This is a genomic window from Zoogloea sp. (genome assembly GCF_028689785.1).
GTDB lineage: Bacteria > Pseudomonadota > Gammaproteobacteria > Burkholderiales > Rhodocyclaceae > Zoogloea.
The window spans coordinates 1-24,755 of the sequence record NZ_JAQVCN010000055.1 but is presented as its reverse complement, the minus strand read 5'-3'; the positions used below and the strand labels follow the sequence as shown (position 1 = coordinate 24,755).

At 66.3% G+C, this 24,755-nt stretch carries 24 protein-coding genes; 14 read left to right on the top strand and 10 right to left on the bottom strand.

Translation table 11 applies throughout. The features are described 5' to 3' along the window. Nucleotides 1-78: 78 nt before the first annotated feature. The gene (locus tag PHI64_RS18545) at nucleotides 79-633 is read right to left on the bottom strand and encodes a hypothetical protein (protein WP_299886033.1); all 555 of its coding nucleotides are present in this window, start codon (nucleotides 631-633) and stop codon (nucleotides 79-81) included. 3 nt (nucleotides 634-636) lie between these two features. Then, nucleotides 637-1,692, bottom strand: a complete 1,056-nt coding sequence (locus PHI64_RS18540; RefSeq protein ID WP_299886030.1) for a sigma 54-interacting transcriptional regulator — start codon at nucleotides 1,690-1,692, stop codon at nucleotides 637-639. Here PHI64_RS18540 and PHI64_RS18535 point away from each other — a divergent pair. The 9 genes from PHI64_RS18535 (at nucleotide 1,684) to PHI64_RS18495 (ending at nucleotide 8,511) form a co-directional block, all read left to right on the top strand. Then, complete coding sequence (locus tag PHI64_RS18535; protein WP_299886027.1) at nucleotides 1,684-1,896, top strand: hypothetical protein; 213 nt, start codon at nucleotides 1,684-1,686, stop codon at nucleotides 1,894-1,896. The two genes, PHI64_RS18540 and PHI64_RS18535, sit on opposite strands and share 9 nt — an antisense overlap. A 169-nt stretch (nucleotides 1,897-2,065) precedes the next feature. Then, the gene (locus PHI64_RS18530; protein WP_299886024.1) at nucleotides 2,066-2,932 is read left to right on the top strand and encodes a MotA/TolQ/ExbB proton channel family protein; all 867 of its coding nucleotides are present in this window, start codon (nucleotides 2,066-2,068) and stop codon (nucleotides 2,930-2,932) included. Nucleotides 2,933-2,950: 18 nt separating this feature from the next. After that, nucleotides 2,951-3,379: a biopolymer transporter ExbD gene (locus PHI64_RS18525; RefSeq protein WP_299886021.1), complete on the top strand. Its 429-nt coding sequence runs from the start codon at nucleotides 2,951-2,953 to the stop codon at nucleotides 3,377-3,379. An 11-nt stretch (nucleotides 3,380-3,390) separates the two neighbouring features. Then, nucleotides 3,391-3,822, top strand: coding sequence for a biopolymer transporter ExbD (locus tag PHI64_RS18520; RefSeq protein WP_296572219.1), 432 nt, complete (start codon nucleotides 3,391-3,393; stop codon nucleotides 3,820-3,822). Beyond that, a complete protein-coding gene (locus PHI64_RS18515) occupies nucleotides 3,819-4,469 on the top strand; it encodes an energy transducer TonB (RefSeq protein ID WP_299886016.1) in 651 nt (216 codons plus the stop codon). The genes PHI64_RS18520 and PHI64_RS18515 overlap by 4 nt, the downstream gene beginning before the upstream one ends. 345 nt (nucleotides 4,470-4,814) lie before the next feature. Continuing rightward, complete coding sequence (locus tag PHI64_RS18510) at nucleotides 4,815-5,327, top strand: rhodanese-like domain-containing protein (RefSeq protein ID WP_299886013.1); 513 nt, start codon at nucleotides 4,815-4,817, stop codon at nucleotides 5,325-5,327. A gap of 18 nt (nucleotides 5,328-5,345) precedes the next feature. Next, nucleotides 5,346-5,603 (top strand): helix-turn-helix transcriptional regulator, encoded by a 258-nt coding sequence (locus tag PHI64_RS18505; RefSeq protein WP_299886010.1) that lies wholly within the window; start codon nucleotides 5,346-5,348, stop codon nucleotides 5,601-5,603. Nucleotides 5,604-5,720: 117 nt separating this feature from the next. Beyond that, entirely contained in the window at nucleotides 5,721-6,650 is a 930-nt protein-coding gene (locus PHI64_RS18500) for a family 2A encapsulin nanocompartment shell protein (RefSeq protein ID WP_299886007.1), read from the top strand. Continuing rightward, nucleotides 6,625-8,511: a family 2A encapsulin nanocompartment cargo protein cysteine desulfurase gene (locus PHI64_RS18495; protein WP_299886004.1), complete on the top strand. Its 1,887-nt coding sequence runs from the start codon at nucleotides 6,625-6,627 to the stop codon at nucleotides 8,509-8,511. Before PHI64_RS18500 ends, PHI64_RS18495 begins: the two co-directional genes overlap by 26 nt. 233 nt (nucleotides 8,512-8,744) lie before the next feature. Here PHI64_RS18495 and PHI64_RS18490 read toward each other — a convergent pair whose 3' ends face one another. The 8 genes from PHI64_RS18490 to PHI64_RS18455 all read right to left on the bottom strand — a co-directional run bounded on the left by PHI64_RS18490 (nucleotide 8,745) and on the right by PHI64_RS18455 (nucleotide 16,573). Further along, nucleotides 8,745-9,167 carry a hypothetical protein gene (locus PHI64_RS18490; RefSeq protein WP_299886001.1) on the bottom strand — a complete coding sequence of 141 codons (423 nt, stop codon included), beginning with the start codon at nucleotides 9,165-9,167 and terminating at the stop codon, nucleotides 8,745-8,747. A 29-nt stretch (nucleotides 9,168-9,196) separates the two neighbouring features. Beyond that, nucleotides 9,197-10,585 (bottom strand): class II fumarate hydratase, encoded by a 1,389-nt coding sequence (gene fumC, locus PHI64_RS18485; RefSeq protein ID WP_299885998.1) that lies wholly within the window; start codon nucleotides 10,583-10,585, stop codon nucleotides 9,197-9,199. 139 nt (nucleotides 10,586-10,724) lie between these two features. Further along, on the bottom strand, nucleotides 10,725-11,186 hold the full coding sequence (locus PHI64_RS18480) for a hypothetical protein (protein WP_299885996.1): 462 nt from the start codon (nucleotides 11,184-11,186) through the stop codon (nucleotides 10,725-10,727). Beyond that, nucleotides 11,179-12,105 (bottom strand): FAD:protein FMN transferase, encoded by a 927-nt coding sequence (locus PHI64_RS18475; RefSeq protein WP_299885993.1) that lies wholly within the window; start codon nucleotides 12,103-12,105, stop codon nucleotides 11,179-11,181. Before PHI64_RS18475 ends, PHI64_RS18480 begins: the two co-directional genes overlap by 8 nt. 4 nt (nucleotides 12,106-12,109) lie before the next feature. Continuing rightward, nucleotides 12,110-12,685, bottom strand: a complete 576-nt coding sequence (locus tag PHI64_RS18470; RefSeq protein WP_299885990.1) for an FMN-binding protein — start codon at nucleotides 12,683-12,685, stop codon at nucleotides 12,110-12,112. A gap of 82 nt (nucleotides 12,686-12,767) precedes the next feature. After that, nucleotides 12,768-14,171, bottom strand: coding sequence for a porin (locus tag PHI64_RS18465; RefSeq protein WP_299885987.1), 1,404 nt, complete (start codon nucleotides 14,169-14,171; stop codon nucleotides 12,768-12,770). A gap of 66 nt (nucleotides 14,172-14,237) precedes the next feature. After that, nucleotides 14,238-15,407 (bottom strand): cytochrome c peroxidase, encoded by a 1,170-nt coding sequence (locus tag PHI64_RS18460; protein WP_299885984.1) that lies wholly within the window; start codon nucleotides 15,405-15,407, stop codon nucleotides 14,238-14,240. A gap of 254 nt (nucleotides 15,408-15,661) precedes the next feature. Further along, entirely contained in the window at nucleotides 15,662-16,573 is a 912-nt protein-coding gene (locus PHI64_RS18455) for a LysR substrate-binding domain-containing protein (RefSeq protein WP_299885981.1), read from the bottom strand. Nucleotides 16,574-16,767: 194 nt separating this feature from the next. On the opposite strand from PHI64_RS18455, the gene PHI64_RS18450 reads away from it, so the two are divergent. From PHI64_RS18450 to PHI64_RS18430, 5 genes are all read left to right on the top strand, one after another. Continuing rightward, on the top strand, nucleotides 16,768-18,459 hold the full coding sequence (locus PHI64_RS18450) for a DUF1302 domain-containing protein (RefSeq protein ID WP_299885978.1): 1,692 nt from the start codon (nucleotides 16,768-16,770) through the stop codon (nucleotides 18,457-18,459). 26 nt (nucleotides 18,460-18,485) lie between these two features. Next, entirely contained in the window at nucleotides 18,486-19,838 is a 1,353-nt protein-coding gene (locus tag PHI64_RS18445) for a DUF1329 domain-containing protein (protein WP_299885975.1), read from the top strand. A 117-nt stretch (nucleotides 19,839-19,955) separates the two neighbouring features. Beyond that, entirely contained in the window at nucleotides 19,956-21,074 is a 1,119-nt protein-coding gene (locus PHI64_RS18440; RefSeq protein ID WP_299885972.1) for a YCF48-related protein, read from the top strand. Then, the gene (locus tag PHI64_RS18435; protein ID WP_299885969.1) at nucleotides 21,071-23,464 is read left to right on the top strand and encodes an MMPL family transporter; all 2,394 of its coding nucleotides are present in this window, start codon (nucleotides 21,071-21,073) and stop codon (nucleotides 23,462-23,464) included. The genes PHI64_RS18440 and PHI64_RS18435 overlap by 4 nt, the downstream gene beginning before the upstream one ends. 41 nt (nucleotides 23,465-23,505) lie before the next feature. Next, a complete protein-coding gene (locus PHI64_RS18430) occupies nucleotides 23,506-24,522 on the top strand; it encodes a universal stress protein (protein WP_299885966.1) in 1,017 nt (338 codons plus the stop codon). Nucleotides 24,523-24,755: the final 233 nt, after the last annotated feature.

Below are 24,755 nucleotides of genomic sequence, written 5' to 3'. Positions count from 1 at the left end.
GGGGCCGCTTTCGTCCGCTGCCGGGTTGCCGCCGCAGCATGGCTGTTGCCCGGCTGTTGCGCCATCAACAGGGGCAGATCAGGCGTCGGGGCGGAAGCTCCATTTGGGGCTCAGCAGCAGGGCCAGCAGTGAGGCCGCACTGCAGCCGATCGCCAGCCACAGAATGAGGGGGTCGGCTGCGATGCGATCGGGGTAGATGCGCCAGCCCGCAGCCAGGCCGATGCCGTTGCCGCCCGCTACCAGCACGGCGGCGGCAAAGTCGTGAAAGCGCCGGGCCTTGTTGGCCCCGGCGGCCCAGCCGGGGTCGGTGTTGTAGCTGGGCAGGCCGTGGTCGTCGCGCTCCAGGCGTTCGAGGGTGGACAGGAAGCGGCGCAGGTTGGTGATCGCCCGCTCGGCCTTGAAGTTGAGAAAGGCCAGGCAGGTGGAGGCCACCGGAAAGCCCAGGATCAGCCACTCCACCGGCATGCTGCCCTGGGTGGCCCCCGGCTTGAGGGCCACCAGGGCGGCCAGGATGCTCACCACCAGGGTGACGTAGAGGGCCAGCGCCTGCTGGCGCTGGGCGATGCGGGCATTGACCTCCTGGTAGGCGGCGATGAAGCGGTAATTGGCATCAACCCATGATTTGCCGGCCATGGCTCACTCGATCAGCTGCATGCGTTTGAGGTGGGTGCGCAGCACGTTGCGGGAGATGCCCAGCAGCCGGGCAGTGCGCACCTGGTTGAGATGCTCCCACTGGTAGGCGGTGTGGATGGCGTGATCGACGATGTGGTCGAAGATGGCATCGTGCCCCTCCTCGAAGAGCCCTTTCAGGTAACGGGTGAAGCAGTCCTCCAGCTCGGCCGGGGTTTCGGGCGTGTCGCGGGGGCTGCGCTCGATCTGCGGGCCGAGCAGGTGCAGGTCGTCCACCTCGATCTGCTTGCCGTGGAAGACCAGCAGGGCGCGGTGCAGCACGTTTTCCAGTTCGCGGATATTGCCCGGCCACAGGTAATCCAGCAGGGCCCGCTCTGCCTGGGGTGACAGGGTTGGCTCGACGATGTCGAGGCGGTGGGCGTATTTGTGGATGAAATGGCGGGCGAGGGGAATGATGTCCCGGGGGCGTTCGCGCAGGATGGGCAGCTCCAGGGACACCACCTTGAGGCGGTAATAGAGATCTTCCCGGAAACGCCCTTCAGCCACGGCTTTTTCCAGATCCACATTGGTGGCGGCGATCAGGCGTACGTCCACCCTCACCGGCTTGCGCGCGCCGATGCGCACCACTTCACCTTCCTGCAGCACGCGCAGCAGCTTGACCTGCATGGGAAGGGGGAGGTCACCGATCTCGTCCAGGAACAGCGTGCCGCCATTGGCCGCCTCGAACCACCCGGCCTTTGAGTTGATGGCCCCGGTGAAGGCCCCCTTTTCAAAGCCGAACAGCTCGCTTTCAAACAGGGTCTCCGAAAAGGCCCCGCAATTGATGGCCAGAAAGGGCTGCGTTGCCCGCAGGCTGGAAAGGTGCACCTGGCGGGCCACCAGCTCCTTGCCGGTGCCGGTTTCGCCAATGATCAGGATATTGGCGTTGCTGGGCGCCACCCGGTCGATCAGTGAGAGCAGTTGCAGGGATTTCGGGTCGGCGAAGACCACCGCACTGGCCCGGATGGAGAGCGAGACCGAGCGCGGGTCGGGGAAGGTGATGATGTGCGGGGAGTGATTCATTTTCTGGATGCCGGGTTGTTATTGGTTCAAATTGTAAGTACCGGGTTCCCCGCGCCAGAACAAAGAATTTCTGATTTGTATATCTGCGGACTCACCATCACAACTGTTGGATTTCAAGCAGGAGAGGTGCGTGGTGTGCACCATATTTCAATTCCGGATTTCAAGAAAATAGTCCAGGTTCATGAATGGAAAGGAAAAGTTTGATCTGGCATGGGGTGTGCAATAGGCCTTGCATTGGCGTTCGATTCTCCCGTGAGGAGTTTTCTATTTTCGGGCGGAGCCCTCATGGCAGCCTGGAAGGCGAATTGAAAACAGTAGATTCAATTTGTTCGTCAGCATTTTTTATTCTTTCTTATCATTCCGGAGAATTAGCATGTTCAATAAAGAGATAACGGCGGGCCGTTCCCGCATTTCGGCACTGCTGGCATCGGCGGTGATCGCTGCTGCAGGTCTCACCGCCACCGGCAGCGTGATGGCCCAGTCCAGCCCTCCGGCGGTGACGGCCGCTGCCGACACCTCGTCCGCGGTGCCCGCCTCTGCCCTTGCAGCGCCGGCCGGCAAGGCTGGCACCACCGAGTCCGTCGAGAACCCCTATGGCATCGAGGCCCTGTGGAAGGGCAGCGACGCGGTGGCCAAGACCGTGCTGCTGCTGCTGCTCATCATGAGCGTGGGCAGCTGGTACGTGATCATCGTGAAGCTGCTGGAGCAGACCAAGATCGGCCGTCAGGCCAAGAAGACCACCAGCGAGTTCTGGAACGCCGGCTCCGTCCAGCAGGGCGCCGAGAACCTGGAAAGCTCCAGCCCCTTCCGCTTCATCGCCGAGGCGGGCATCGAGGCCACCAAGAAGCATGACGGTCTGCTCCAGCACGTGGGTTTCAACGACTGGGTGACCCTGTCCATCCAGCGCGCCATCGAGCGTATCCAGAGCCGTCTGCAGGGGGGCCTGGCCTTCCTGGCCACGGTGGGTTCCACCGCGCCCTTCGTCGGTCTGTTCGGCACCGTGTGGGGCATCTACCACGCCCTCACTGCCATCGGCTTGGCCGGTCAGGCGTCCATCGACAAAGTGGCCGGCCCGGTGGGTGAGGCCCTGATCATGACCGCCATCGGCCTGGCCGTGGCCGTGCCGGCGGTGCTGGGCTACAACTGGCTGGTGCGCCGCAACAAGGGCGTGCTGGACGAAGTGCGCGCCTTCGGCAGCGACCTGCACTCGGTCATCCTGGCCTCGGCCACCAAGGCCTGATCCCCGGAGCGGCACGCCATGGCCATCAGTGCAGCGCCCGCGGAGGGCGACGATGAGGTGATCGCGGCCATCAACACCACGCCCCTGGTGGACGTGATGCTGGTGCTGCTGATCATCTTCCTGATCACCATCCCGGTGGTGAACACCTCGGTGCAGGTGGAACTGCCCAAGGAAACCATCGAGGTGCGGGAATCCAAGCCGGAGAACCTGGTGATCTCGGTGGACAAGTCCAACGCCATCTATCTCCAGGACGCCAGGGTGGCGAGCACCCGGGCGCTGGTGGATCAGCTCAAGAAGGTGTCGGTGCAGCAGCCCCAGCCGGAGGTGCAGATCCGCGGTGACCTGACCGCCCAGTACGAGGGCGTCGGCAAGGTGCTGTATGCCTGCCAGCTGGCCGGCATCGCCAAGGTGGCCTTCATTACCGAGCCCCCGGCCCGGGGCAGCTGAAGGAGTCGAACATGGGAATGAACGTGGGAAGCAGCGGGGCGGGCAGCGAGCCCGAGGTGATGATGGATATCAACACCACCCCGCTCATCGACGTGATGCTGGTGCTGCTGGTGATGCTGATCATCACCATCCCCATCCAGCTGCACGCGGTGAACCTCAACCTGCCCGTCGGCACGCCGCCCCCCAGCGACGTGAAGCCCGAGGTGGTGAAGATCGATGTGGACGCGAAGAGCGTGGTCCATTGGCAGGGTGTGCCGGTGGCCAGCGGGGCGGATCTCGAGCAGAAGATGAACGAGGTCTCGGCCCTGGCGGTGCAGCCGGAGGTGCATCTGCGCCCTGACCGGCAGGCGCGTTACGAGGTGGTGGCGAGCATCCTGGCGGCAACCAAGCGCTCGGGGCTCACCAAGATTGGTGTCATTGGCAGCGAGCAATTCATAGAATGAGCACGATTACCGCAAACTACCATTTCCAGCCCAAGGACCCGTCCCGGAGCGCTACCGGTCTGGTCGTCGTCGTCGGGCTGCACATTGTCATCGGCTACGCGCTGGTCTCCGGCCTCGCCCGGGATATCGTCAAGGTCATCAAGAAGCCGCTGGAGGCGGCGGTGATCCAGGAGGTGAAGCTGCCGCCTCCGCCCCCGCCGCCGCCCAAGGTGGTGAAGCTGGAGCAGGCGCCCAAGCCCAGGACGCCGCCGCCGCCCGCCTACGTGCCGCCCCCCGAGGTGGCGCCACCGGCAGCGGCCCCGGTGATTGCGGCATCCACGCCCACGCCGCCGCCCGAGCCGGCTGTCATCGCTCCGCCGGCCCCGCCCGCGCCGGCACCCGTGGCCCCGCCCAAGCCCCAGCGCATGGACATCGCCGCCAGCTGCCCGACCCAGGTGCGGCCCGAAGTGCCCCGGGGCGCCGAAGGGGTGAGCGGCGTGATCCGCGCCCAGGCCACCATCCGTGATGGCGTGGTGAAGGAGGTGAATATCCTGTCCGGACCGAAGGTGTTCCACTCGGCCGTGCGCTCGGCCATGCTGCAGTACAAGTGCGTGTCTGGCGACGCCGACATCGTGGCGGTGCAGCAGTTCGTGTTCGAGGCCGGCTGAACCCTCCCCGTGGGGTCGAATTCATTCGACCTCGGCCGGCGGAGCCCTTGGTCTGCCGGTGAGCGGAGTCCGGATGGTCGAATAAATTCGACCCCACGAGGGAGGGCGCCAAGGGGTCGAGGGTTTCCGTGGGGTCGAATTCATTCGACCACGGACTTTGGGCATCGGCATGTTGGTCCGTCACCGCTCTCCCGGTTCTTATCCAGGATTTCTGCGTTGCATATCACCGGCTGGTTGCAAGGCTTCTGAATTCTTCTTGGTTCGTGTGGCACGAGCCCGTCGCTATCGTTCTCCCATCGGCTGCGCACACAGGGGTGCCAGCCACACAATTTCGGGAGAACCCAAATGCTCGATTCCAGTCTTGCCGCTGCTGCCGGCACCTTTCCCGTGCCGCCGGGCTCCGGCAGTGCCGACATTGCCGAAACCGTTCTCGAACAGGCCCGCGAGCGCGCCCGCGCCGAAGGCCTGCCCTATGCCGGTGGCGTTTCGCCGGCCGATGCGTGGACCCTGGTCAGCGACGGCCGGGCCGTGCTGGTGGATGTGCGTACTGCCGAAGAGCGCAAGTTCGTCGGCCAGGTGCCCGCCGGCCTGCATGTGGCCTGGGCGACCGGCACCTCCATGAACCGTAACCCGCGTTTCGTGAAAGAGCTGGAGGCGAAGCTCCGCAAGGATGATCTGGTGGTCTTCCTGTGTCGCAGTGGCAAGCGCTCGGCCTTGGCTGCCGAGGCGGCGGCCAAGGCCGGCTTCACCCAGGCCTTCAACATCCTTGAAGGCTTTGAAGGCGAGATCGATGCCGAGCAGCGCCGCGGCGGCCTGGGCGGCTGGCGTTTCCACGGCCTGCCGTGGGTCCAGGACTGATCTGCGGTGCCCCCTTCCATGAGCGACATTTCCCCATCCGCCGTGCCCGGCCCCCTGGCCTTGCGTTTCGGTGCCGTGGTGCGCCATCTACGCGAAGAGCAGGGTTGGTCCCAGGAAGAGTTTGCCGAATATGCCGACCTCAATCGCGGCTATATCGGCGAGATCGAACGGGGCGGCTCGATGCCGTCCCTGGGCACCGTGGGCAAGCTCGCCCTGGCTCTCGGTCTGCGTCCCTCGCTTCTCATCTCCCGTTTCGAACACCTTTCGATGGAGTGATCTGCCTGTTTTCCGCCCCGTGACGGCTATAGCCGGTTGAACGCAACGGGGGTAGGCACGACACTTGGTTATTCGATTTATTCATAACGTTTCCCTTTTTTTCGATAAGGAGTTTCCATGGCCGACCATCACGACGCCCCGACAGCCCTTGGCGATAACGCCGCCCGGCAGTTGGCGAATGCCACCAAAACCGTCCCCCAGCTTTCCACCATTTCCCCCCGCTGGCTGGTGCACCTGCTCCAGTGGCTGCCCGTAGAGGCGGGTATCTACCGCCTCAACAAGGTCAAGAACCCCCGCGACGTGCGCGTGGCCTGCTCCCAGCGCGACGAGTCCGAACTGCCCCAGACCTTCGTCGATTATGACGAGGCACCCCGCGAGTACTTCCTGAACGCGGTCACCACCATCCTCGACGTGCACACCCGCGTCTCCGACCTGTACAGCAGCCCGCACGATCAGATCAAGGAACAGCTGCGTCTGACCGTCGAGACCATCAAGGAGCGCCAGGAAAGCGAACTGATCAACAACCCCGACTACGGCCTGCTGGCCAACGTCCATGACGATCAGCGCCTCTCCACCCTGACCGGCGCGCCGACCCCGGACGACCTGGACGATCTGCTCACCAAGGTGTGGAAGGAGCCGGGCTTTTTCCTGACCCATCCGCTGGCCATCGCCGCCTTCGGCCGCGAATGCACCCGCCGTGGCGTGCCGCCCCCCACTGTCAGCCTGTTTGGCGCCCAGTTCCTGACCTGGCGTGGCATTCCGCTGATCCCGTCGGACAAGGTGCCGGTTGAGGACGGCAAGACCAAGATCATCCTGCTGCGCACCGGCGAGAAGCGTCAGGGCGTGGTCGGCCTGTTCCAGCCGGGCCTGGCTGGCGAGCAGACCCCGGGCCTGTCGGTGCGCTTCATGGGCATCAACCGCAACGCCATCTCGTCCTACCTGATTTCCCTGTATTGCTCGCTGGCCGTTCTGACCGACGATGCCCTGGCTGTCCTCGAAGACGTGGAGATCGGCAAGTACCATGACTATCCCGACACTTACAAGTGAGGGGCTCGCCGGCCTGGCCGGCGCAGTGCCTGCCGGTGTCCCGGATGAGCTGACCCTGGCGCGGCTGGCCGGCGAGTTCTTCGCCGCGCTGCCGACGGGCTTGGCCGGCCCGTTGGCGGCCAGCCTGCCGGGCGCCGCCAGCACCCCGGCGCCGGAGATCGTTCCTCCCGGCAACGTGGGCCCGACCCTGACCGCTGCCGCGCCGGTGGCGCCCGTGCAGGTCGAGTCGGCGCCGGTGGATCACGCTGCCGCGGCCGGTCGTCCCGGTGGCGGAGCCCTCGGCGTGCCCGAGGCCTATGCTGCAGCCTTGCCGACCTTCAGCCCTCCGGCTTCAGCGCCGCCGCTGGCACCGTCCACACCCTATTACTTCCTGGGTGAAGCGGGTGCTGCTCAGTCGGCACCGCAGGCGCTGGGGGCGGCACCGACGGTGGAGAACCGTGTGGTGCCCCAGTCCTTCGGGCTGCCGGGCGAGGCGGAGCTGCACCAGATCCTTGCCGAGCTCGGCGGGGATCGCCGCAGTGCTGCGGCTGCGCAGCCGGGTAACGCGCCGGGGCAGTTCTATTTCCTCGATACGGCCGGGGTGCACAATCGGGACGCCGACGTGCCGGTAGTGCCGGCATCGGCCCATCCGGCCTTTGACGTGCATGCAGTGCGGCGGGATTTCCCTATCCTGCAGGAGCGGGTCAATGGCCGGCAGCTGATCTGGCTGGACAACGCCGCCACCACCCACAAGCCGCAATCGGTGATCGACCGGCTGGCGTATTTCTACCAGCACGAGAACTCCAACATCCACCGGGCTGCACACGAACTCGCCGCCCGGGCGACGGATGCCTACGAGGGCGCGCGCAGCAAGGTGGCGCGCTTCATCGGGGCCTCGTCCACGGAAGAGATCATCTTTGTGCGCGGGGCCACCGAAGGCATCAACCTGGTTGCCAAGACCTGGGGCTGGCAGAACGTGGGCGAGGGCGACGAGATCATCGTCTCCAACCTCGAACACCATGCCAACATCGTGCCCTGGCAGCAGCTCGCTGCCGCCAAGGGCGCCAAGCTCAAGGTGATCCCGGTGGATGACACCGGCCAGGTGCTGCTGGACGAGTATCGCAAGCTGCTCACCAGCCGCACCAAGATCGTCTCGGTGACCCAGGTCTCCAACGCCCTCGGCACCGTGGTGCCGGTGAAGGAGATCGTTGCCATGGCTCACCAGGCCGGGGCGCTGGCGGTGGTGGATGGGGCCCAGTCGGTCTCGCACATGCGGGTCAATGTGCAGGATATCGACGCCGATTTCTTCATCTTCTCCGGCCACAAGGTGTTTGCACCCACCGGCATCGGGGCGGTGTATGGCAAGCGGGCGATTCTCGAGGACATGCCGCCCTGGCAGGGCGGCGGCAACATGATTGCCGACGTGACATTCGAGAAGACCATCTACCACGGCCCCCCGACCCGTTTCGAGGCGGGTACCGGCAACATCGCGGACGCGGTGGGCCTGGGTGCGGCGATCGATTACGTGGAACGGATCGGCATGGAGAACATCGCCCGCTACGAGCATGACCTGCTGGTTTACACCACCCGCGCGTTGCTCACTGTGCCGGGCCTGAAACTGATCGGGACCGCCAAGGAGAAGGCCAGTGTCAGCTCCTTCGTGCTCGACGGCTACCGTCCGGACGAGGTGGGCAGGGCCCTCAACGAGGAAGGCATTGCGGTGCGCTCCGGCCACCACTGCGCCCAGCCCATCCTGCGCCGTTTCGGGCAGGAGGCCACGGTGCGGCCGTCTCTGGCCTTCTACAACACCTGCGAGGAGATCGACACTCTCGTGGCCGTGCTGCACAGGCTGGCCCGGGGCAAGGGGCGGATCGGCCGCTGAAGCGCGGAACACCGCGTCCCGGAAGTACCCGCAGCGCTGCTGGCCTGATGGCTGGCAGCGCTGTTTTTTTTGCGCGCGGATGAGATTTCGGGACTTAAACGGGGGTGGGGAGAAGGTGGGGGCAAAAAAGAGCTGGCGGCGCGGGTGTGCCGCCAGCTTGAAGGATGCGAGTTGAGGAAACTCGCAGACAGAGACAAAAGGGCCGGAGAGCTGGGAGCGTCCGGCAGGCTGGGTCAGGTCTTGCGCGGGGCCACGGGGCGTTCGCCGTACGGCTGCTCATGGGGCGGAGGGGTGCTCGGAGCCATGCTGGCCCGCGCGAGGCGTTGAACCAGGGGAAGGTATAGCGGACGCCATTCAGGCCGGTTGTCCGCGTAGCGCTTGAGCTGCATGAGCGGTTGGTGGGCGTGGTTGAGGCAGTGGAGCCGCCAGTGCCAGGGCAATTGGGGGTCCTGTGCGGTGGCGAGTAGTGTCTCGAAACAGCGCTCGCTCATCCGCCAGGGGTGGAGCAGGTCGGCGAGGCAGGCCTGCCGGCCGGTCTCCAGGTAGGCGGCGATCAGGCGCGGTTCGTCGGGGGTGAGCCCCAGCCGGACTCGGGTGCCCAGCCGGCGCCAGTGCTCGGGCAGGCGCCGGATGCTGGTCTGCGTGAGGGTATGCATGGATGTTCCGCCTTGCCGGGTGAGGGGCGTCAGTCGCGGCCGACCATGCGTTGCGGATCGATCCAGCGATCGAAGTCTTCTCCGCTCACGTGGCCCAGGGCCAGGGCGGCATCGCGCAGGCTGCTGCCGTCCTTGTGGGCTTTCTTGGCAATGGCAGCGGCTTTGTCGTAGCCGATGTGGGGGTTGAGGGCGGTCACCAGCATCAGTGAGTTGGCGACGAGGTGTTCTATGCGCGCCCGGTTCGGCGTGATCCCCACCGCACAGTGGTCGTTGAAGCTGCGTGCGCCGTCGGCCAGCAGGCGCACGCTCTGCAGGAAGTTGTGGGCCACCATGGGGCGGAATACGTTGAGCTCGAAGTTGCCCGAGGCGCCGCCGAAGTTGATGGCCACGTCGTTGCCGAAAACCTGGGCGGCGAGCATGGTGACGGCCTCGCTCTGGGTCGGGTTGACCTTGCCCGGCATGATGGACGAGCCCGGCTCGTTCTCGGGGATGCTGAGCTCGCCGATGCCGCTGCGGGGGCCGCTGGCCAGCCAGCGCACGTCGTTGGCGATCTTCATCAGGCTGGCGGCGAGGGTCTTGAGGGCGCCGTGGGCGTGCACCAGGGCGTCGCAGCTGGCCAGGCTTTCGAACTTGTTGGGGGAGGTGATGAAAGGCAGGCCGGTGAGTTCGGCCAGCTCGGCGGCCACGGCGCAGGCGTAGCCGGCCGGTGCGTTGAGGCCGGTACCGACAGCGGTGCCACCCAGAGCCAGTTCGCACAGGTGGGGCAGGGCGGCCTGCAGATGGCGCTCGCCGTGATCGAGCTGGGCCACCCAGCCGGAGATCTCCTGGCCCAGGGTGAGGGGCGTGGCGTCCTGCAAGTGGGTGCGGCCGATCTTGACGATGTCGTCGAAGGTCCGGGATTTCTCCTTGAGGGTGGTCCGCAGCACGCGCAGGGAGGGCAGCAGGCGATGTTCGATGGCTTCCACCGCGGCCAGGTGCATGGCCGTGGGAAACACATCATTGCTCGACTGGCTGCGATTCACGTCGTCGTTGGGGTGCACCTTGCGCCCCTCGCCGCGGGGGCCGCCCATCAGCTCGCTGGCCCGGTTGGCGATGACTTCGTTGAGGTTCATGTTGGTCTGGGTGCCGGAGCCTGTCTGCCACACCACCAGCGGGAACTCCTGGCCGTGATGGCCGGCAATCACCTCGTCGGCAGCCTGGATGATGGCGGCGGCGCGGGCCTCGTCGAGCAGCCCGAGGCGCTGATTCACACGGGCGGAGGCGCGCTTGATGCGGGCCAGGGCGCGGATGATCTCCACCGGCTGGCGTTCGCCCGAGATGTCGAAGTTCTGCAGTGAGCGCTGGGTCTGGGCGCCCCACAGGCGATCGGCGGGAACGTCGATGGGGCCGAAGGTGTCGTGTTCGATGCGGGTGTTCATGGCGCTCTCCGTGGTGGGGCTTGTGGTGATGGGACGTTCGGTGGCGTCTCCTGTTTGCCACCGAAATAGATTATCAAATAATAATCATTATCGTTTGAGTTTTTGTCATCGCCTCATCGCTCCATGGTCTCAGCGCCGCTCAGGCGGCTTTGCGCCTGGCAGCGGCGGAGCTCAGGATGTGGATGGCGAGGGCCAGAGGCAGCCCGCTGCCGGCCGCGATGTGTAGCCCGCTGATCGTGGCACGCCAGCCTTCGTCGGCCACGTAGTAGAGGCCGTATCCGCTCAGTGCCAGCCCGATCCACAGGCCGAGCAGGCTTCCGCCCGAGAGGCGGTGCCGGCCGTCGGCCCAGGCGCGGAGCACGTGGTTGCCCCACAGCCCGCCCACTACGGCCATCCCGAAAAGGGTGGCGGCGCCGTGGATGCGCATGCTCCAGGCTTCGAGGGGGTGGCGGGCGGCGTCTTCGGGCAGGGGCAGGGCGTAGTGGGCGAGGAGCCACAGCAGGCCGCTGATCAACAGCAGGCCGGTGCCGGCGTAGATCGCCTGGCGTTGACGGCGCCCCGGCCGGATGGCCTTGCGGGGGCGGTGATGGGGCTCATGCATGAAGGGTGGGTCCTGGAGGTTGGGGGTGGCCGAGGGCGGCCCGGAAGCCGTCGGTGGTCTGGAGCGTGTCCGGCGCATTGAGGATGGCGGCGTGGGCGCGCCGGGCCTGCAGCAGGGGCAGGGAGGCGGTGCCGAGCAGGCCGACGATTTTGGTCAGTCCGTCCGCAAGCATGCATGTTTCAGCAATCACCGTCACGCTGCGCGGGCAGGCCGGACGCGGACCCTGGCGGGGGTGGACCAGGGGCGAGATGGGGCCGGCACCGGGTCGTCGGCCGAGCAGGAATTCGCCGGAGGTGGCGACGGCCCCCGGGCCCAGCGTTCCGAGGGGAATGTGCCGGGCCGGATCGGCCGGGTCGCGGATGGCCAGGGGCAGGCCCCGGGCCGATGTGCCGGCGACGCGCAGGTCGCCACCGGCGTTGACCGAGGCATGCCGGGCGCCGTGCCGCAGGAGTGTAGCGATGGCGCAATCCACGGCGTATCCCTTGGCGATGCCGCCCAGGTCGATCCACAGGGGCCGGTGAAAACGCACCTGCTGGTCGGCCAGGAGTTCGATGTCGCGCCAGCTAGCGGCGGGGTCGGCGGTGGGGCCTGCAGGGCGGGGGAGGGCGCCGTGGCCCACGAGTTGGGCTGCCACGGTGGGGTCGAAGACCCCCTCAGAAATCCTCGCCAGTTCCAGGGCCTCGGTGAGAACCGCCCAGGTGTGCGGGCCGATCCGGGTGGGCTGGCGGTGGGCGTCCCGGTGGAGGCGGGAGAGTTCGCTGTCTGCCGCATGGAAGCTCATGGCGGCGTGGATGGCGGCCACATCGGCGTAGGCGGCGTCGATGGCTGGAGACGCCGCTGCGGCGTCGTCCAGGCAGGCTTCGATGGCGACGTAGGTGCCGAGCCAGGGGCGCAGACGCCGCAGGGTGCCCGGTGCCATCGGGTCAGCGCGGCGTGCCGCCCTTGCCCGACTGGGCGTGGAGCGCCAGCAGGCGCTGGGCGCCGGCGGTGAGATGGGCACAGGACAGGGTGGCGCCGCTGATGTTCTTGATGTCTTCGCCGAAGCGGAAGGGCGGGTCGATCCGCCGCCCGGCAAACTGCTTGCGCCAGCTCGGGGTGCGCACTTCGTAGCCGTGGGTTTCGCGGTATTCGAGGATGTCGAGGCTGCGCACGCTGCCATCCATGCCGATGGCGAGGGCGTAGGTGACCCACTCCACCTTGCCGATCACGTCGTCCACGTACAGGGTGCCGAGTTGCTTGTTGCCGGCCCAGGCTTCGATGCGCCGGATCTCGCCGCGCTGGCGCACGCTGGCCACGCTGTCCAGCGCCTTGAGCTGCTCCGGCGTGAGGCGCAGGGTTTGCGCTTCGAAGCGATCGGCGTCGGGAAAGGCGGCTTTCTGGGCCTGCTCAATGCTCATGTACTGGGCCGCCTCGACGGTCGGCGGAGTGAGGGCTGCGGTGGCGGCTGCCGCCACGGCCAACAGGGAGACGGTTGTCCAGCCGTTGCAGGATTGGCTCATCGGGGTGGGCTCTCCATCAAGCGAAAATGCCCGGACGGCCCTGGAAGGGCCGGCGGGCGGAAGGAAGAGGGCGGCGGGCGGATCAGAACTGGTAGCCGATACCCAGGTTCAGGCGGTCGCGTTCGCGGGCCACCTGGAAGCGCTGCACGTCGGCCTTCAGCACCACGTTGTTGCCGATGCGCAGGTTGGCCCCGGTGGTTAGGACTTTCTCGTTCCGGTCGGCATCCACGCCCAGGCCGGCAGGCAGGGCCGCGAAGCTGGCCGCGGTGTTGAAGACTTCGTAGCGGGCGAAGGGGCTGAGGGCGTATTCGCCGTTCTCCCACAGTTTGTAGGCGGCCTGGGTGTACCAGCCGAAGAAGGACTTGGGCACGAGAGTGGTGCCGGCGAGGCGTTCGTTGAAGCTGGCGGTGTCGGTGATGGTGCCGCGGGCGTACAGGGCGGACAGATCCCATTTGCCGGGTGTCCAGCGGGCGTGGGCATCCCACAGGGTCAGGCGGGCGTCGGGGGCGTAGAGGCCGGCGGCGTTGGCTTCCGAGTCCGACGGCGTCTTGACCTTGTGGGCCAGCTTGCCGGAGAACAGGCCGGCGCCCACATCCAGGCCCGGGGTGCCGCGCCAGCTGAGGGCGCCATAGGCGGAGAGGTTGTTGGCCCGGGCGAGTTGGCCTTCCTGGTGGATGGCGGCGAGGGGCGATTCCTTGCCTTCGGTGGAGGCGCCATCCCACTTGTTGAGGTTGAAGCCGCTGGTCAGGCCCACGTCCCAGCGCAGGCCGGCGTCGCTGACCCCGAAAGCCGACAGGCCCACCTCGCGCCAGGTGGAGGGGATGATTGCCGTTTCGACGAAGTTGCGCTCGACGCCGTAGTAGGCGGTGGGCTCGTGGGACAGGTTGAGAAAGCCCAGGGGAATCAGGAACAGGCCGCCCTTGGTGTTCACGTTGTCGGACAGGCGATGTTCCACGTAGAGCTGCTCGACCGCCACTTCGCCGGCGTCGTCGGCAGAGGTGACGGAGTGTTCGAATTCGAACTCGCCGACGATGCGGGTGCGCTCGCTGGCCTGGTGGGCGATGCCGATCACCGCCCGGCGCACGTCCAGCTGGGTCTGGCTCTGGTCGCGGAAGGGGCGGTTGTAGTTGATCTCGCCATAACCGAAGAAGGTGGTCTGACTGCCGGACGGGCTCAGGGACGACTGGTAGGGCATGGGAGCCCGGGCCATCTCGACAGGTGCCGCGCCACGCGGGGTCGGGGCGGAGAGCGGCGTGACCGCGAGGGGGGCTGCCGCTGCCGCGGGGGCTGCCGGTGCGGCAGCGGTCACTGGCGCGGCCTGCCGCGCGGCGGCTTCGGCCTTGACGGTCTTCAGCTCGGCCTTGACGGCTTCCAACTCGGCGGCCATGCGTTCGATGCGGGCCAGCAGTTTTGCGTCGGTGGCAGCATGGCTGGTGCCAGTGGCAAAGAGCATGGCAAGGGCCAGGCAGATCGGGGTGGTTTTCATCGGGGCGGGCTCCGGTGCAAGACGGGGAGAAGGGGGCAAGCAGTGGGCAGGCGGCGGGGGCCGGACTCAGGGCGTGTAGCCGTCGGTCAGCGTATTGAGGAAGCTGACCAGGTCGGCGATCTCGCTTTCGTTCAGCGCGGGGGCGTCGCCGGGTTTGCGGTTGTAGGGGGCCTCGGTGACGTTGACGTTGGCGTGGTAGGCCACCGGCAGATCATTGAACTTGAGCACGACACCATTGGCGTCGGTGGGGTACCACTCTTCGGGGTTGGTATCCCGGCGCACGTAGAAACGCACGGCGTCGGTCAGGGTCTTGATGGCTCCGTTGTGGAAATAGGGGGCCGTCCTGGCCACGTTGCGCAGGCTCGGCACCCGGAAGGCGCCGCATAGGTCGGTGCGGCTGGCCAGGTCGGCACGGGTGGGGCCGCACAGGCCCAGGTCGTAATGGCTGCTGTCGGCGTTGGCCTTGATTTCCGGGTTGCGGGGTACGCCCAGGTTGTCGAAGGTGTTGTCGGTGAACAGCGGCCGGTTGCCGCCCACGGGGGTGCTCACATGGCAGGCGGCGCAGTTGCCCTTGTTCGGGTCGTTGAAGAGCGACCAGCCCTTCAGCTCGGCGCTGGTGAGCTGTGCCTTGCCGGCCTGCCAGAGGTCGAACTTGCTGCTGAAGGGGGCGAAGTCGGGGTCTTCGATCTGGTATTGCTGCAGGGCGAACTGCAGGCGCGCGAAGGCATCGGCCGGCCGTTCGAGGATGTCGTCGCCAAACACCTTGCGGAAGGCCGCCGCGTGGGCGGAACGCTTGAGCTTGGCGACCACGTCTTCGACGCTGGTGTTGGCCATCTCGTCGGGATTGAGCAGGGGGCCGCTGGCCTGGTCGGCCAGGGAGGTGGCGCGGCCGTCCCAGGTGAATCCGCCGGTGGGCGTGCCATCACTCGCAAAGGCGAAGGCAGTATTGAACCTGAGGTATTGCAGGGATGGCGCCTGGCGCCCCGCCTCATGGCCGGCTTCGGCGCCGGCCGGCACGGAGCGGGTGTCCGGTGCTGCGTGGTGATTGCCCTTGTCGTGGCAGGAGGCGCAGGACATGGCGCCGGTGCTGGACAGAATCGGGTCGTTGAAGAGGCTTTCGCCGACCTGCGCGGCGGCAGACATGCTGGACGAAGGAGCGCTGTTGCCGCCGCCTCCGCCACAGGCGGCGAGGCTGATGAGCAGGAGCGTACAGGCGGCATGGGCAAGTCGGCGCATCGACGGCTTTCAGTCAGTCTGCTCCTTCTCCTTGCAGGGGTAGAGGGAGCGGGGTGAGCTGGCTGGCTTGGAGGCGATGACGACCTGGCTGGCTGGCAGTTTGCGAATGTAAATTACTGAAAATAAACATTTCGCAAATGAGAATTTTTCTTATTATAGAGAATGGAAATTGCAAGGGTCAATACCCATGCAAAGATTATGGTCAATCTTGCATGAATCTTGCGTTGGCCTTTCATCGTCCTTGCATCGGGGCCTTAGACCCGCAATGGCGCCGGGCAGGTTTTCTTGAAATCCTCGACGGTCTCGAGGAAGGCGCCGAGCAGGGGCGACTGGTCGTCCTTGCGGTAAATGCAGCTCAGGTCCACGAAGAAGTTGGGCGGCGTGTCGGCGAGGGCCCGGTACACCACACCGGGAAATTGCAAGGTGGTGGCCGATTCAGGCACCAGGCATACGCCGAAGCCGCTGGCCACCAGAGCTACCCCCGTCACGGCGTCGCCCACCTCCTGGGAGATGCTTGGCTGGAAGCCGGCGGTGCCGCACAGGCCGATCACCTTGTCGATGAAGCTGGGGCGGGCGCCGGTGGGGAATACGATCATCGGGTGATGCTGCAGTTCGGCAAAGCGGATCACCGGCTGGCGGGCCAGCGGGTCGTCGGCCTGAATCGCCACCAGCAGGCCTTCTGTGCTCACCTGGCATACGCCGATGTCGTCCAGCGGCGCGAGCATGCGGTTGAAGCCGACGGTGATGCGGCGTTGGCGCAAGGCTTCGATCTGCTCGGCTTTGGTCAGGGTGTGCAGCACCACCTTCACGTCCGGGTAGCGATTGCGAAAAGCCAGCAGCAGCTTGGGGATCGCATCCAGGATGGCTGACCCGAAAATGCCGACGTCAAGCCGCCCGAGCTTGCCCTGACCGGCCCGCTGGGTGCGTTCGGTGGCCTGCTCCACCAGGGCGCGGATGTTGCGCGCTTCTTCCAGGAACAGTTCGCCGGCCTGGGTCAGGGCCATGCCCCGCGGGGTGCGGATGAACAGGGTGACGCCCAGTTCCTCCTCCAGCTGCTGGATCTGGCGGGTCAGGGGCGGCTGGGAGATGTGCAGGCGCGCGGCGGCGCGGCCGATGTTCTCCTCTTCCGCCACGGCAACGAAGTAGCGCAGGTGGCGCAAGTCCATTGGAATCTCCGGGTGCATGCGCCGGCTGGCGCTGGGCTTGATCATACCTTGCAGGTATTGAGTGGGGGAAATAATGGTATTGGACGGTAATCCTCCGAGTCGATAACTTGCGCTCCAACCCGCTGCGCTCCAGGCGCAAGGCCCTCGCCAGACGGGTAACAAGACGCAAGACACACACGAAAGAGGAGGAAGACATGAACAAGCGTTTCTGCGGATACGGTGCGCCCTGCCGCGCCAGCCTGCGCCCCGTGCCGGCTGCCTTGAGTGCCATCGCAGCCGCGGTGACGGTGCTGGCCAGCGGCCCGGCCGGCGCATTCCAGATCGATTCGGGCAACCCGGACGTGGCCATGTCCTGGGACAACACCGTCAAATACAGCAATGCCTTCCGTGTGCGCAGCGTCGATTCCAAGGTGGCCGACAACTCTATCGGCCCTCAGGCCAATACCAACGATGGTGATCAGAATTTCGGCAAGGGCCTGATCTCCAACCGCCTTGATCTGCTCTCCGAATTCGAATTCCGCTACCGCAAGGATTTCGGTTTCCGCGTCAGCGGCGCCGCCTGGTATGACGACGTCTACAACCGCGGCAATGACAACAGGGGTGCCCTGGGTGGCGCCCTGGTCAATACCCGTTCGGTGCAGGCTGGTGAGTTCACCAAGGGCACCGAGCAACTGCACGGCCGCAAGGCCGAGCTGATGGACGTCTTCGGCTACGCCAACTTCACCCCGGGCGATCTCAACGTCAACGTCAAGGGCGGCCGCTTCACCCAGCTCTACGGCGAGAGCCTGTTCTTCGGCAACAACGGCATTGCCGGCGCCCAGACGCCCCTGGATCTGGTCAAGGCCCTGTCGGTGCCCAACTCCCAGTTCAAGGAGATCGCCCGCCCGGTGGGGCAGGTGTCCACCCAGGTGCAGATCAGCCCGACCCTCTCGGTGGGCGCCTACTACCAGCTCGAATGGCGCAAGTCGCGCCTGCCGGCGGCGGGCAGCTACTTCAGCTTTGCCGACTTCGTGGATGTGGGCGGTGAGTCGCTGATTCTCGGCCCTGGCGCGGTGCTCTTTCGCAGCCAGGACATCGAGCCGCGCAACTCCGGCCAGGGGGGCTTCCAGCTCAAGCTCAAATCGGGCGACACCGAATACGGCTTTTACGCCGCCCAGTTCCACGACAAGATGCCCCAGTTCTATGCCCGCCCCGGCGTCAATGCGAAGGCCGGCAGCATTGGCGACTACGTGATGGTGTTCGCCGAGAACATCCGTACCGTCGGCGCCAGCATCAGCACCCTGGTGGGCGAGACCAATGTGGCCGCCGAGCTGTCCTTCCGCGACAACATGCCCCTGGTGGCGTCCGGCAACACCGTGATCACCGGAGTGGACGCCAATGGCAAGAGCCGCGCCGCCTTCCCGGTGGGCAAGACGATGCATCTCAATGTGTCGGCCATCAGCGTGATGGGTGCCAGCGCCTTGTGGGAGGGCGCGTCTTTCATCGGTGAATTTGCCTACAACCGCCGCCTGTCCATCAGCGACAACGCCAGCCAGCTCGATCCCCTGGCCACCAAGGATGCCAGCGCTCTGCAGTTCATCTTCCAGCCCGAGTACTTCCAGGTGGTGCCCGGTGTCGATCTGCAGCTGCCCATCGGCCTCTCCTACGGCATCAGCGGGCGCTCTTCGGTGAATGGCGCGCTGTTTCCGGCGGAGCAGGGCGGCAACTTCAGCCTGGGCGTGAAGGCGGACTACCAGAAAACCTGGCAGGCCGGCCTCAACTACACCCACTACTTCGGTTCGGCAGGTTCGGTAGTGCGCTACGGCACGGCCGTGCCCGAGCTCTCGTACCAGAACTTCCATGGCGACCGCGACTTCGTGTCTCTGTCGATCCAGCGCACCTTCTGATCACAACAAGAAATCCGGAGACACTCATGACCAAGACCACGATCATCGCTGCTGCCCTGGTGGGCATGCTGGCCGGCGGCCAGGCTGCCCATGCCGCTGTAACGGCTGAGGAGGCGGCCAAGCTCAAGACCACCCTGACGCCCCTCGGCGGCGAAAAGGCCGCCAACAAGGACGGCAGTATCCCGGCCTGGAACGGCGGCATCACCAAGGCCCTGCCGGGCAAGAAGCTGGGCATCATCCCCACCCAGATCTTCGCCGACGAGAAGCCCCTCTACCAGGTCACCGCCAAGAACGCCGCCCAGTACGCCGACCTGCTATCCGAGGGCTCCAAGGCCCTGCTGGCCAAGTACCCGGACAGCTTCCGCCTGGATGTGTACCCCAGCCACCGCACCGCTGCGGCGCCCCAGGAGGTGTATGACAACGTTTACAAGAACGCCACCCGCTGCAAGACCAAGGACGGCGGCTACTCCCTGGAAGGCTGCATCGGTGGAACCCCCTTCCCGATCCCCAAGGAAGGCGTCGAGGTGATGTGGAACTACCTGATGCGTCTCGAGGCCGAGTCCATCGAGTACCGTTTCAAGAACATCGTCGGCAACGCCGATGGCAGCAAGACCCTGGCCACCCGCAACGAGATCGCCTTCCAGTACCCCCAGTACTACAAGGATGCCACCCCCGAGAGCTGGTCCGGCGAGTACGCCATGTTCCGCTTCAACACCCTGGAGCCCCCGTTCAAGGCCGGTGAATCCCTGGTCATCCGCGACAGCATCGACATGAAGCAGTCACGCCAGGCCTGGCAGTACCTGGTGGGCCAGCGCCGGGTGCGCCGCGCGCCCACGGTGTCCTACGACACCCCCGACTTCGTCGCCTCCGGCGCCAACTACTTCGATGAGGTGCAGGGCTTCTTCGGTGCCCTCGACCGCTTCCAGTGGAAGCTGGTGGGCAAGAAGGAAATGCTCATCCCTTATAACAACAATGGTTTCATCGGCGCCAAGCTCGACGACGCCATCGGCAAGCACCACCTCAACCCCGACCATGTGCGCTGGGAGAAGCATCGCGTATGGGTGGTCGAGGCCACGGTGGCCCCCGGCAAGCGCCATGCCGTGCCCAAGCGCAAGTACTACCTGGATGAAGACACCTGGCTGATCAGCCTGGCGGACGGCTTCGACGCCGAGGGCAAGCTGTGGCGCACCACCCAGGTCACCCCCTTCGTGGTCCCGGCGCTGCCCGGAACCATGATGAAGACTGCCACCGTCTTCAACCTTCAGGCCGGCACCATGAGCGTCATTCAGGCCCTCAACGATGAGGACTTCAAGATCGTGCCGCGCAAGAAGGAAACCTACTTCACTGGCGATGCCGTGGCTGCGGAAGCTTCTCGGTAAGCATCCCGCTCTTCCTCCCCGTCAGGGCCGGTCCTTCCGGTCCTCCCTGTGCTCCGCCGTGGTCGGTGCCTGAATCCGGGCGCCGGCCGATGGCAGCCCGGATTCAGGTATTCGACGATGCAAGCCTTTCTCTCCGGTCGCCGCCTGGCCGCGACCCTCTCTTGTGCCGCCGTGGCAGTGGCCACGGCCTTCGCTGCGGGTGGCGACGCCGCCCGCGCCGTGCCTGATCTGCTGGCCCAGCCGGCCCAGGCCAACGTGCGTGCCGCCAGCTCCCTGCAGCTTTCGGTGGCCCGGGCCGGCAAGCGCCTGGTGTCGGTGGGCGAGCGCGGCCTGGTGCTGCTCTCCGACGACGATGGCCGCAGCTGGCGGCAGGCCAGGCAGGTGCCCGTCAGCGTGGCCCTCACCCAGGTCCAGTTCATCTCCGACAGCCTCGGCTGGGCCGTGGGCCACAGCGGCGCGGTGCTGCACAGCGCCGACGCAGGCGACACCTGGCAGGTGCAGCTCGACGGTGCAAGGGCCGCCGCCCTGATCGCCGAGGCTGCCCGGGCCGCCGCCACCGCCGGCGACCCCGCCGCACTCAAGCACCAGCGCGAGGCTGAGGGCCTGGTGCAGGACGGGCCCGACAAACCCTTCCTGGGCCTGCACTTTGCGGACGCCAGCCGGGGTTGGGTGGTGGGCGCCTACGGGCTGGCCCTGGCCACCACGGATGGGGGCAAAACCTGGCAATCGCTGATGGGGCGCATCCCCAACCCCGGTGGCAAGCACCTCTACGCCGTGGGCGAAACCAATGGCCGCCTGTTGCTGGCTGGGGAGCAGGGCACGCTGATCCGCTCCACCGACGGTGGCGCCACGTTCCAGCGCCTCACCACGCCTTATACCGGCACCTATTTCGGTGCCCTCGAAGTGGCCGACGGCGCGCTGCTGGCCTTCGGCCTGCGCGGCAATGCATGGCGCAGCGCCGACCAGGGCGCCAGCTGGGGGCGCATCGAGCTGGCCCAGCCGGTGACCCTGAGCGCCGGCCTGCGCCTTGCCGACGGCAGCCTGCTGCTGGCCGATGAGAGCGGCCGCCTGCTGCGTGGCGATGCCGCCGCCACCCGTTTTATCCCTCTTGCCACGCCCCTGCCCACCGGCCTGACCGGCATGGTGCAGGCCGCCGATGGCGCCCTGATCGTTTCCGGAGCCCGCGGCACGCGCCGCATCGAGCCCGCAACCCCCACCGCGGAAGCCAGCAAATGAGCCACGCCCATGACATCCCCGACGGTCTGGTGATCCGCAACCTGGCCGATTTCGACGCCCGCTCCGGCACGCTGCCCGAGCGCATCCTGTTCAACAACCGTCTCGTCATCGTCGTCCTGTGCGCGCTGATCAGCGTGGTGCTGGGCTACCAGGCCATGGGCCTCTCGCTCAACGCGGCGTTCGAGAAGATGATCCCGACGAAGCACCCCTACATCGTCAACTTCCTGGAGAACCGGGGCCAGCTGGCGGGCATGGGCAACAGCCTGCGCATCGCCGTGGAGGCGAAAGAGGGCGACATCTTCGACCCCGAGTACCTGGACACGGTGAAGAAGATTTCCGACGAGGTCTTCCTCTACCCCGGGGTGGATCGCCCCTACATGAAGTCCCTGTGGGCGCCCTCTGTGCGCTGGACCGGCGTCACCGAGGACGGCATGGACGGCGGCCCGGTGGTGCCCGACGACTACGACGGCTCCCCCGAGAGCCTGGCCCAGGTGCGCCTCAACGTGGAGCGCTCCGGCGAGATCGGCCAACTGGTGGCGGCCAACTACAAGTCCAGCATCGTGCTGGTGCCCCTGCAGGACAAGGTGGCCGAAACCGGCGAGCGCATCGACTACCACGCCTTGTCCCAGCGCATCGAAGACCTGCGCGGCAGGTATGAGTCGGACAAGGTCGCCATCCACGTCACCGGCTTTGCCAAGGTAGTGGGCGACCTGATCGAAGGCCTGCAGCAGGTGCTGATCTTCTTTGCCATGGCCATCGCCATCTGCACCGCGGTGCTCTATTGGTATACCCGCTGCCTGCGCAGCACCCTGCTGGTGGTGTTGTGCTCCATGATCGCGGTGGTGTGGCTGCTCGGCCTGCTGCCCACCCTGGGCTACGAGCTGGACCCGTACTCGGTGCTGGTGCCCTTCCTGGTCTTTGCCATCGGCATGAGCCATGGTGCCCAGAAGATGAACGGCATCATGCAGGACATCGGCCGCGGCACCCACAAGCTGGTGGCGGCGCGCTACACCTTTCGCCGCCTCTTCCTGGCCGGCATGACGGCGCTGCTGGCCGACGCGGTGGGCTTTGCGGTGCTGATGGTGATCGACATCCAGGTGATCCAGGATCTGGCCATCACCGCCAGCATCGGCGTGGCGGTGCTGATCTTCACCAACCTGGTGTTGCTGCCCATCCTGCTGTCCTACACCGGGGTCAGCCCGGTGGCAGCCCAGCGCAGCCTGCGCGACGAGATCGCCGAGGCCGACGACGCCGGTCACGCCAAGCACCCGTTCTGGGCCTTCCTGGATCTCTTCACCCGGCGCAAGTGGGCAACCATCGCCGTGCTGGTTGGTACGGCCATGGGCATTGCCGGGCTGGTGGTGAGCTTCCAGCTGAAGATCGGCGACACCGACCCCGGCGCCCCCGAGCTGCGCCCCGATTCCCGCTACAACCGCGACAACGCCTTCGTGGTGGCCAATTACGCGGCCAGCAGCGACGTGTATGTGGTGATGGTGAAGACGCCCCAGTACGCCTGCGCCCACTACACCACCCTCACCACCGTGGATGCCCTGGAGCGCGAGCTGCAGCAGCTCCCCGGTGTGGAGGCCACCAGCTCGCTGGCAGGCCTGGCCAAGGTGGCCAACGCCGGCATGAACGAGGGCAGCCTCAAGTGGTACGAGATTCCCCGCTCCCAGGACAACCTCAACGCCATCATCACCCGCGCCCCGCGGGAGATGTTCAACCAGAACTGCGACCTGCTCACGGTGTATGCCTACCTCAAGGACCACAAGGCCGACACCCTGGACAGCGTGGTGAAGGTGGTGGAAGGCTTCGCTGCCCGCCACGGCAGCGATGAGCTGCGCATCCTCAACGCCGCCGGCAACGCCGGCATCGAGGCCGCCACCAACATCGTGGTGAAGAAGGCCAACGTGGAGATGCTGGGCCTGGTGTATCTGGCGGTGATCGTGCTGGCCTTCATCACCTTCCGCTCCTGGCAGGCGGTGATCTGCGCAGTGCTGCCGTTGATGCTCACCTCGGTGCTGTGTGAGGCCCTGATGGTGTGGCTGAACATCGGCGTCAAGGTGGCCACCCTGCCGGTGATCGCCCTGGGGGTGGGCATCGGCGTGGATTACGCCCTCTACATCATGACCGTCACCCTGGCCCGGCTGAAGGGCGGCATGAGCCTGTCCGAGGCCTACTACAAGGCCCTCACCTTCACCGGCAAGGTGGTGGTGCTCACCGGCGTCACCCTGGGCATCGCCGTCGCCACCTGGGCCTGGTCGCCCATCAAGTTTCAGGCCGACATGGGCATCCTGCTGGCGTTCATGTTCATCTGGAACATGCTCGGCGCCCTGATCCTGCTGCCGGCCCTGGGGCACTTCCTGCTCAAGCCGAAGGCCCGGGCCTGAAATGAACCCCACGAGAAACCGAACTCAAGGAGATCCACTCCATGTACCGCCACCTGCTCGTGCCCCTGGACGGCTCTGCACTGTCCATCGGCCTGGTCACCCAGGCTGTCGACTTTGCCCGCAGCCTGGGCGCCCGCATCACCTTCTTCAGCGCCCGGGCTGACCTGGGGGCCAGCGGCGACGGCGCCCTGCTGCGTAGCCTGGAACCCGATGCCTATGCCGAAGCAGCCGCCGGCGAAGCCAGCGCCATCCTGGCCAAGGCCGTGGCCGCCGCGGGCGCCTTTGCCATTCCCTGTGATGCCGTGGCCCGCACCGGCCCACGCCCCTTCGAGCTGATCCTCGACGTGGCGGCGGAGCAGGGCTGCGACCTGATCTTCATGGCCTCCCATGGCCACAGGGGGCTCAAAGCCCTGATGCTCGGCTCCCAGACTCACAAGGTGCTGGCCCACAGTACCCTGCCGGTGCTGGTGGCCAGTGTGGAGTCGAATGCCGCAGGCAGCACCGCCGACGCCGCCATCGCGGTAATCAAGGACGAGCACCGGGCCATCGCTGCGGTACTTCGTGGCCTGCGCGACGCAGCCACCCGCCTGCGTGCCAGCGGCCCGCTGCCCGATCTGGACTTCGTGGGCCAGCTGGTGCGCTACATCCAGGCCTTCCCCGAGGTGCTGCACCACCCCAAGGAAGAGCAGTTCCTGTTTGCCCGGCTGGCTGCCCGCCACCCCGAATCCGCGCCCCTGATTGCCCAACTCCGCGCCGAGCACAGCGAGGGTTGCGCCCAGATCCATGCCGTGGAGCAGGCCCTGGTGGCCACCCGCCAGAGCGACACCCAGCGCCACACCCTGGCCGCCGCGCTGGAGGCCTTTGCCGAAGCCCAGTGGCGCCACCTGAGCACCGAAGAAAAGCTCATCCTCCCCGCCGCCCGCGAACACCTGGATGCCAGCGACTGGCAGGCCATCGCCGACGCCTTTGGCCACAATACCCAGGTGCGAGTGGGCAGCGAACAGGACGAAGCCTTCAAGCGCATGTTCGTGAAGCTGATGAACAGCGCAGCTCTATAGCTGCTGCCCGGTGTAATCCTGTGGGGTCGAACTCATCCTGATTTCCTCCGTTTGAGTGTCGTATGACGCTCGAAGCGGTCTGTCCGTAGGGGCGACTTCAGTCGCCCCAGACTGCTGACGAACCCCTGGTTTTTCCGGGGGTTCGTGTTTTTGAAGCCCTCTCAGACGACGAGAAACGCTCGGTAGCGGCCAACGGCTGTGGGGCTCGTTGGGATCGAAATGATGTGTTGGCG

Coding starts and splice junctions, on each gene's coding strand:
- PHI64_RS18545 (WP_299886033.1), bottom strand. CDS start 633: ATGGCCGGCAAATCATGGGTTGATGCCAATTACCGCTTCATCGCCGCC.
- PHI64_RS18540 (WP_299886030.1), bottom strand. CDS start 1,692: ATGAATCACTCCCCGCACATCATCACCTTCCCCGACCCGCGCTCGGTC.
- PHI64_RS18530 (WP_299886024.1), top strand. CDS start 2,066: ATGTTCAATAAAGAGATAACGGCGGGCCGTTCCCGCATTTCGGCACTG.
- PHI64_RS18525 (WP_299886021.1), top strand. CDS start 2,951: ATGGCCATCAGTGCAGCGCCCGCGGAGGGCGACGATGAGGTGATCGCG.
- PHI64_RS18520 (WP_296572219.1), top strand. CDS start 3,391: ATGGGAATGAACGTGGGAAGCAGCGGGGCGGGCAGCGAGCCCGAGGTG.
- PHI64_RS18515 (WP_299886016.1), top strand. CDS start 3,819: ATGAGCACGATTACCGCAAACTACCATTTCCAGCCCAAGGACCCGTCC.
- PHI64_RS18510 (WP_299886013.1), top strand. CDS start 4,815: ATGCTCGATTCCAGTCTTGCCGCTGCTGCCGGCACCTTTCCCGTGCCG.
- PHI64_RS18505 (WP_299886010.1), top strand. CDS start 5,346: ATGAGCGACATTTCCCCATCCGCCGTGCCCGGCCCCCTGGCCTTGCGT.
- PHI64_RS18500 (WP_299886007.1), top strand. CDS start 5,721: ATGGCCGACCATCACGACGCCCCGACAGCCCTTGGCGATAACGCCGCC.
- PHI64_RS18495 (WP_299886004.1), top strand. CDS start 6,625: ATGACTATCCCGACACTTACAAGTGAGGGGCTCGCCGGCCTGGCCGGC.
- PHI64_RS18490 (WP_299886001.1), bottom strand. CDS start 9,167: ATGCATACCCTCACGCAGACCAGCATCCGGCGCCTGCCCGAGCACTGG.
- fumC (WP_299885998.1), bottom strand. CDS start 10,585: ATGAACACCCGCATCGAACACGACACCTTCGGCCCCATCGACGTTCCC.
- PHI64_RS18480 (WP_299885996.1), bottom strand. CDS start 11,186: ATGCATGAGCCCCATCACCGCCCCCGCAAGGCCATCCGGCCGGGGCGC.
- PHI64_RS18475 (WP_299885993.1), bottom strand. CDS start 12,105: ATGGCACCGGGCACCCTGCGGCGTCTGCGCCCCTGGCTCGGCACCTAC.
- PHI64_RS18470 (WP_299885990.1), bottom strand. CDS start 12,685: ATGAGCCAATCCTGCAACGGCTGGACAACCGTCTCCCTGTTGGCCGTG.
- PHI64_RS18465 (WP_299885987.1), bottom strand. CDS start 14,171: ATGAAAACCACCCCGATCTGCCTGGCCCTTGCCATGCTCTTTGCCACT.
- PHI64_RS18460 (WP_299885984.1), bottom strand. CDS start 15,407: ATGCGCCGACTTGCCCATGCCGCCTGTACGCTCCTGCTCATCAGCCTC.
- PHI64_RS18455 (WP_299885981.1), bottom strand. CDS start 16,573: ATGGACTTGCGCCACCTGCGCTACTTCGTTGCCGTGGCGGAAGAGGAG.
- PHI64_RS18450 (WP_299885978.1), top strand. CDS start 16,768: ATGAACAAGCGTTTCTGCGGATACGGTGCGCCCTGCCGCGCCAGCCTG.
- PHI64_RS18445 (WP_299885975.1), top strand. CDS start 18,486: ATGACCAAGACCACGATCATCGCTGCTGCCCTGGTGGGCATGCTGGCC.
- PHI64_RS18440 (WP_299885972.1), top strand. CDS start 19,956: ATGCAAGCCTTTCTCTCCGGTCGCCGCCTGGCCGCGACCCTCTCTTGT.
- PHI64_RS18435 (WP_299885969.1), top strand. CDS start 21,071: ATGAGCCACGCCCATGACATCCCCGACGGTCTGGTGATCCGCAACCTG.
- PHI64_RS18430 (WP_299885966.1), top strand. CDS start 23,506: ATGTACCGCCACCTGCTCGTGCCCCTGGACGGCTCTGCACTGTCCATC.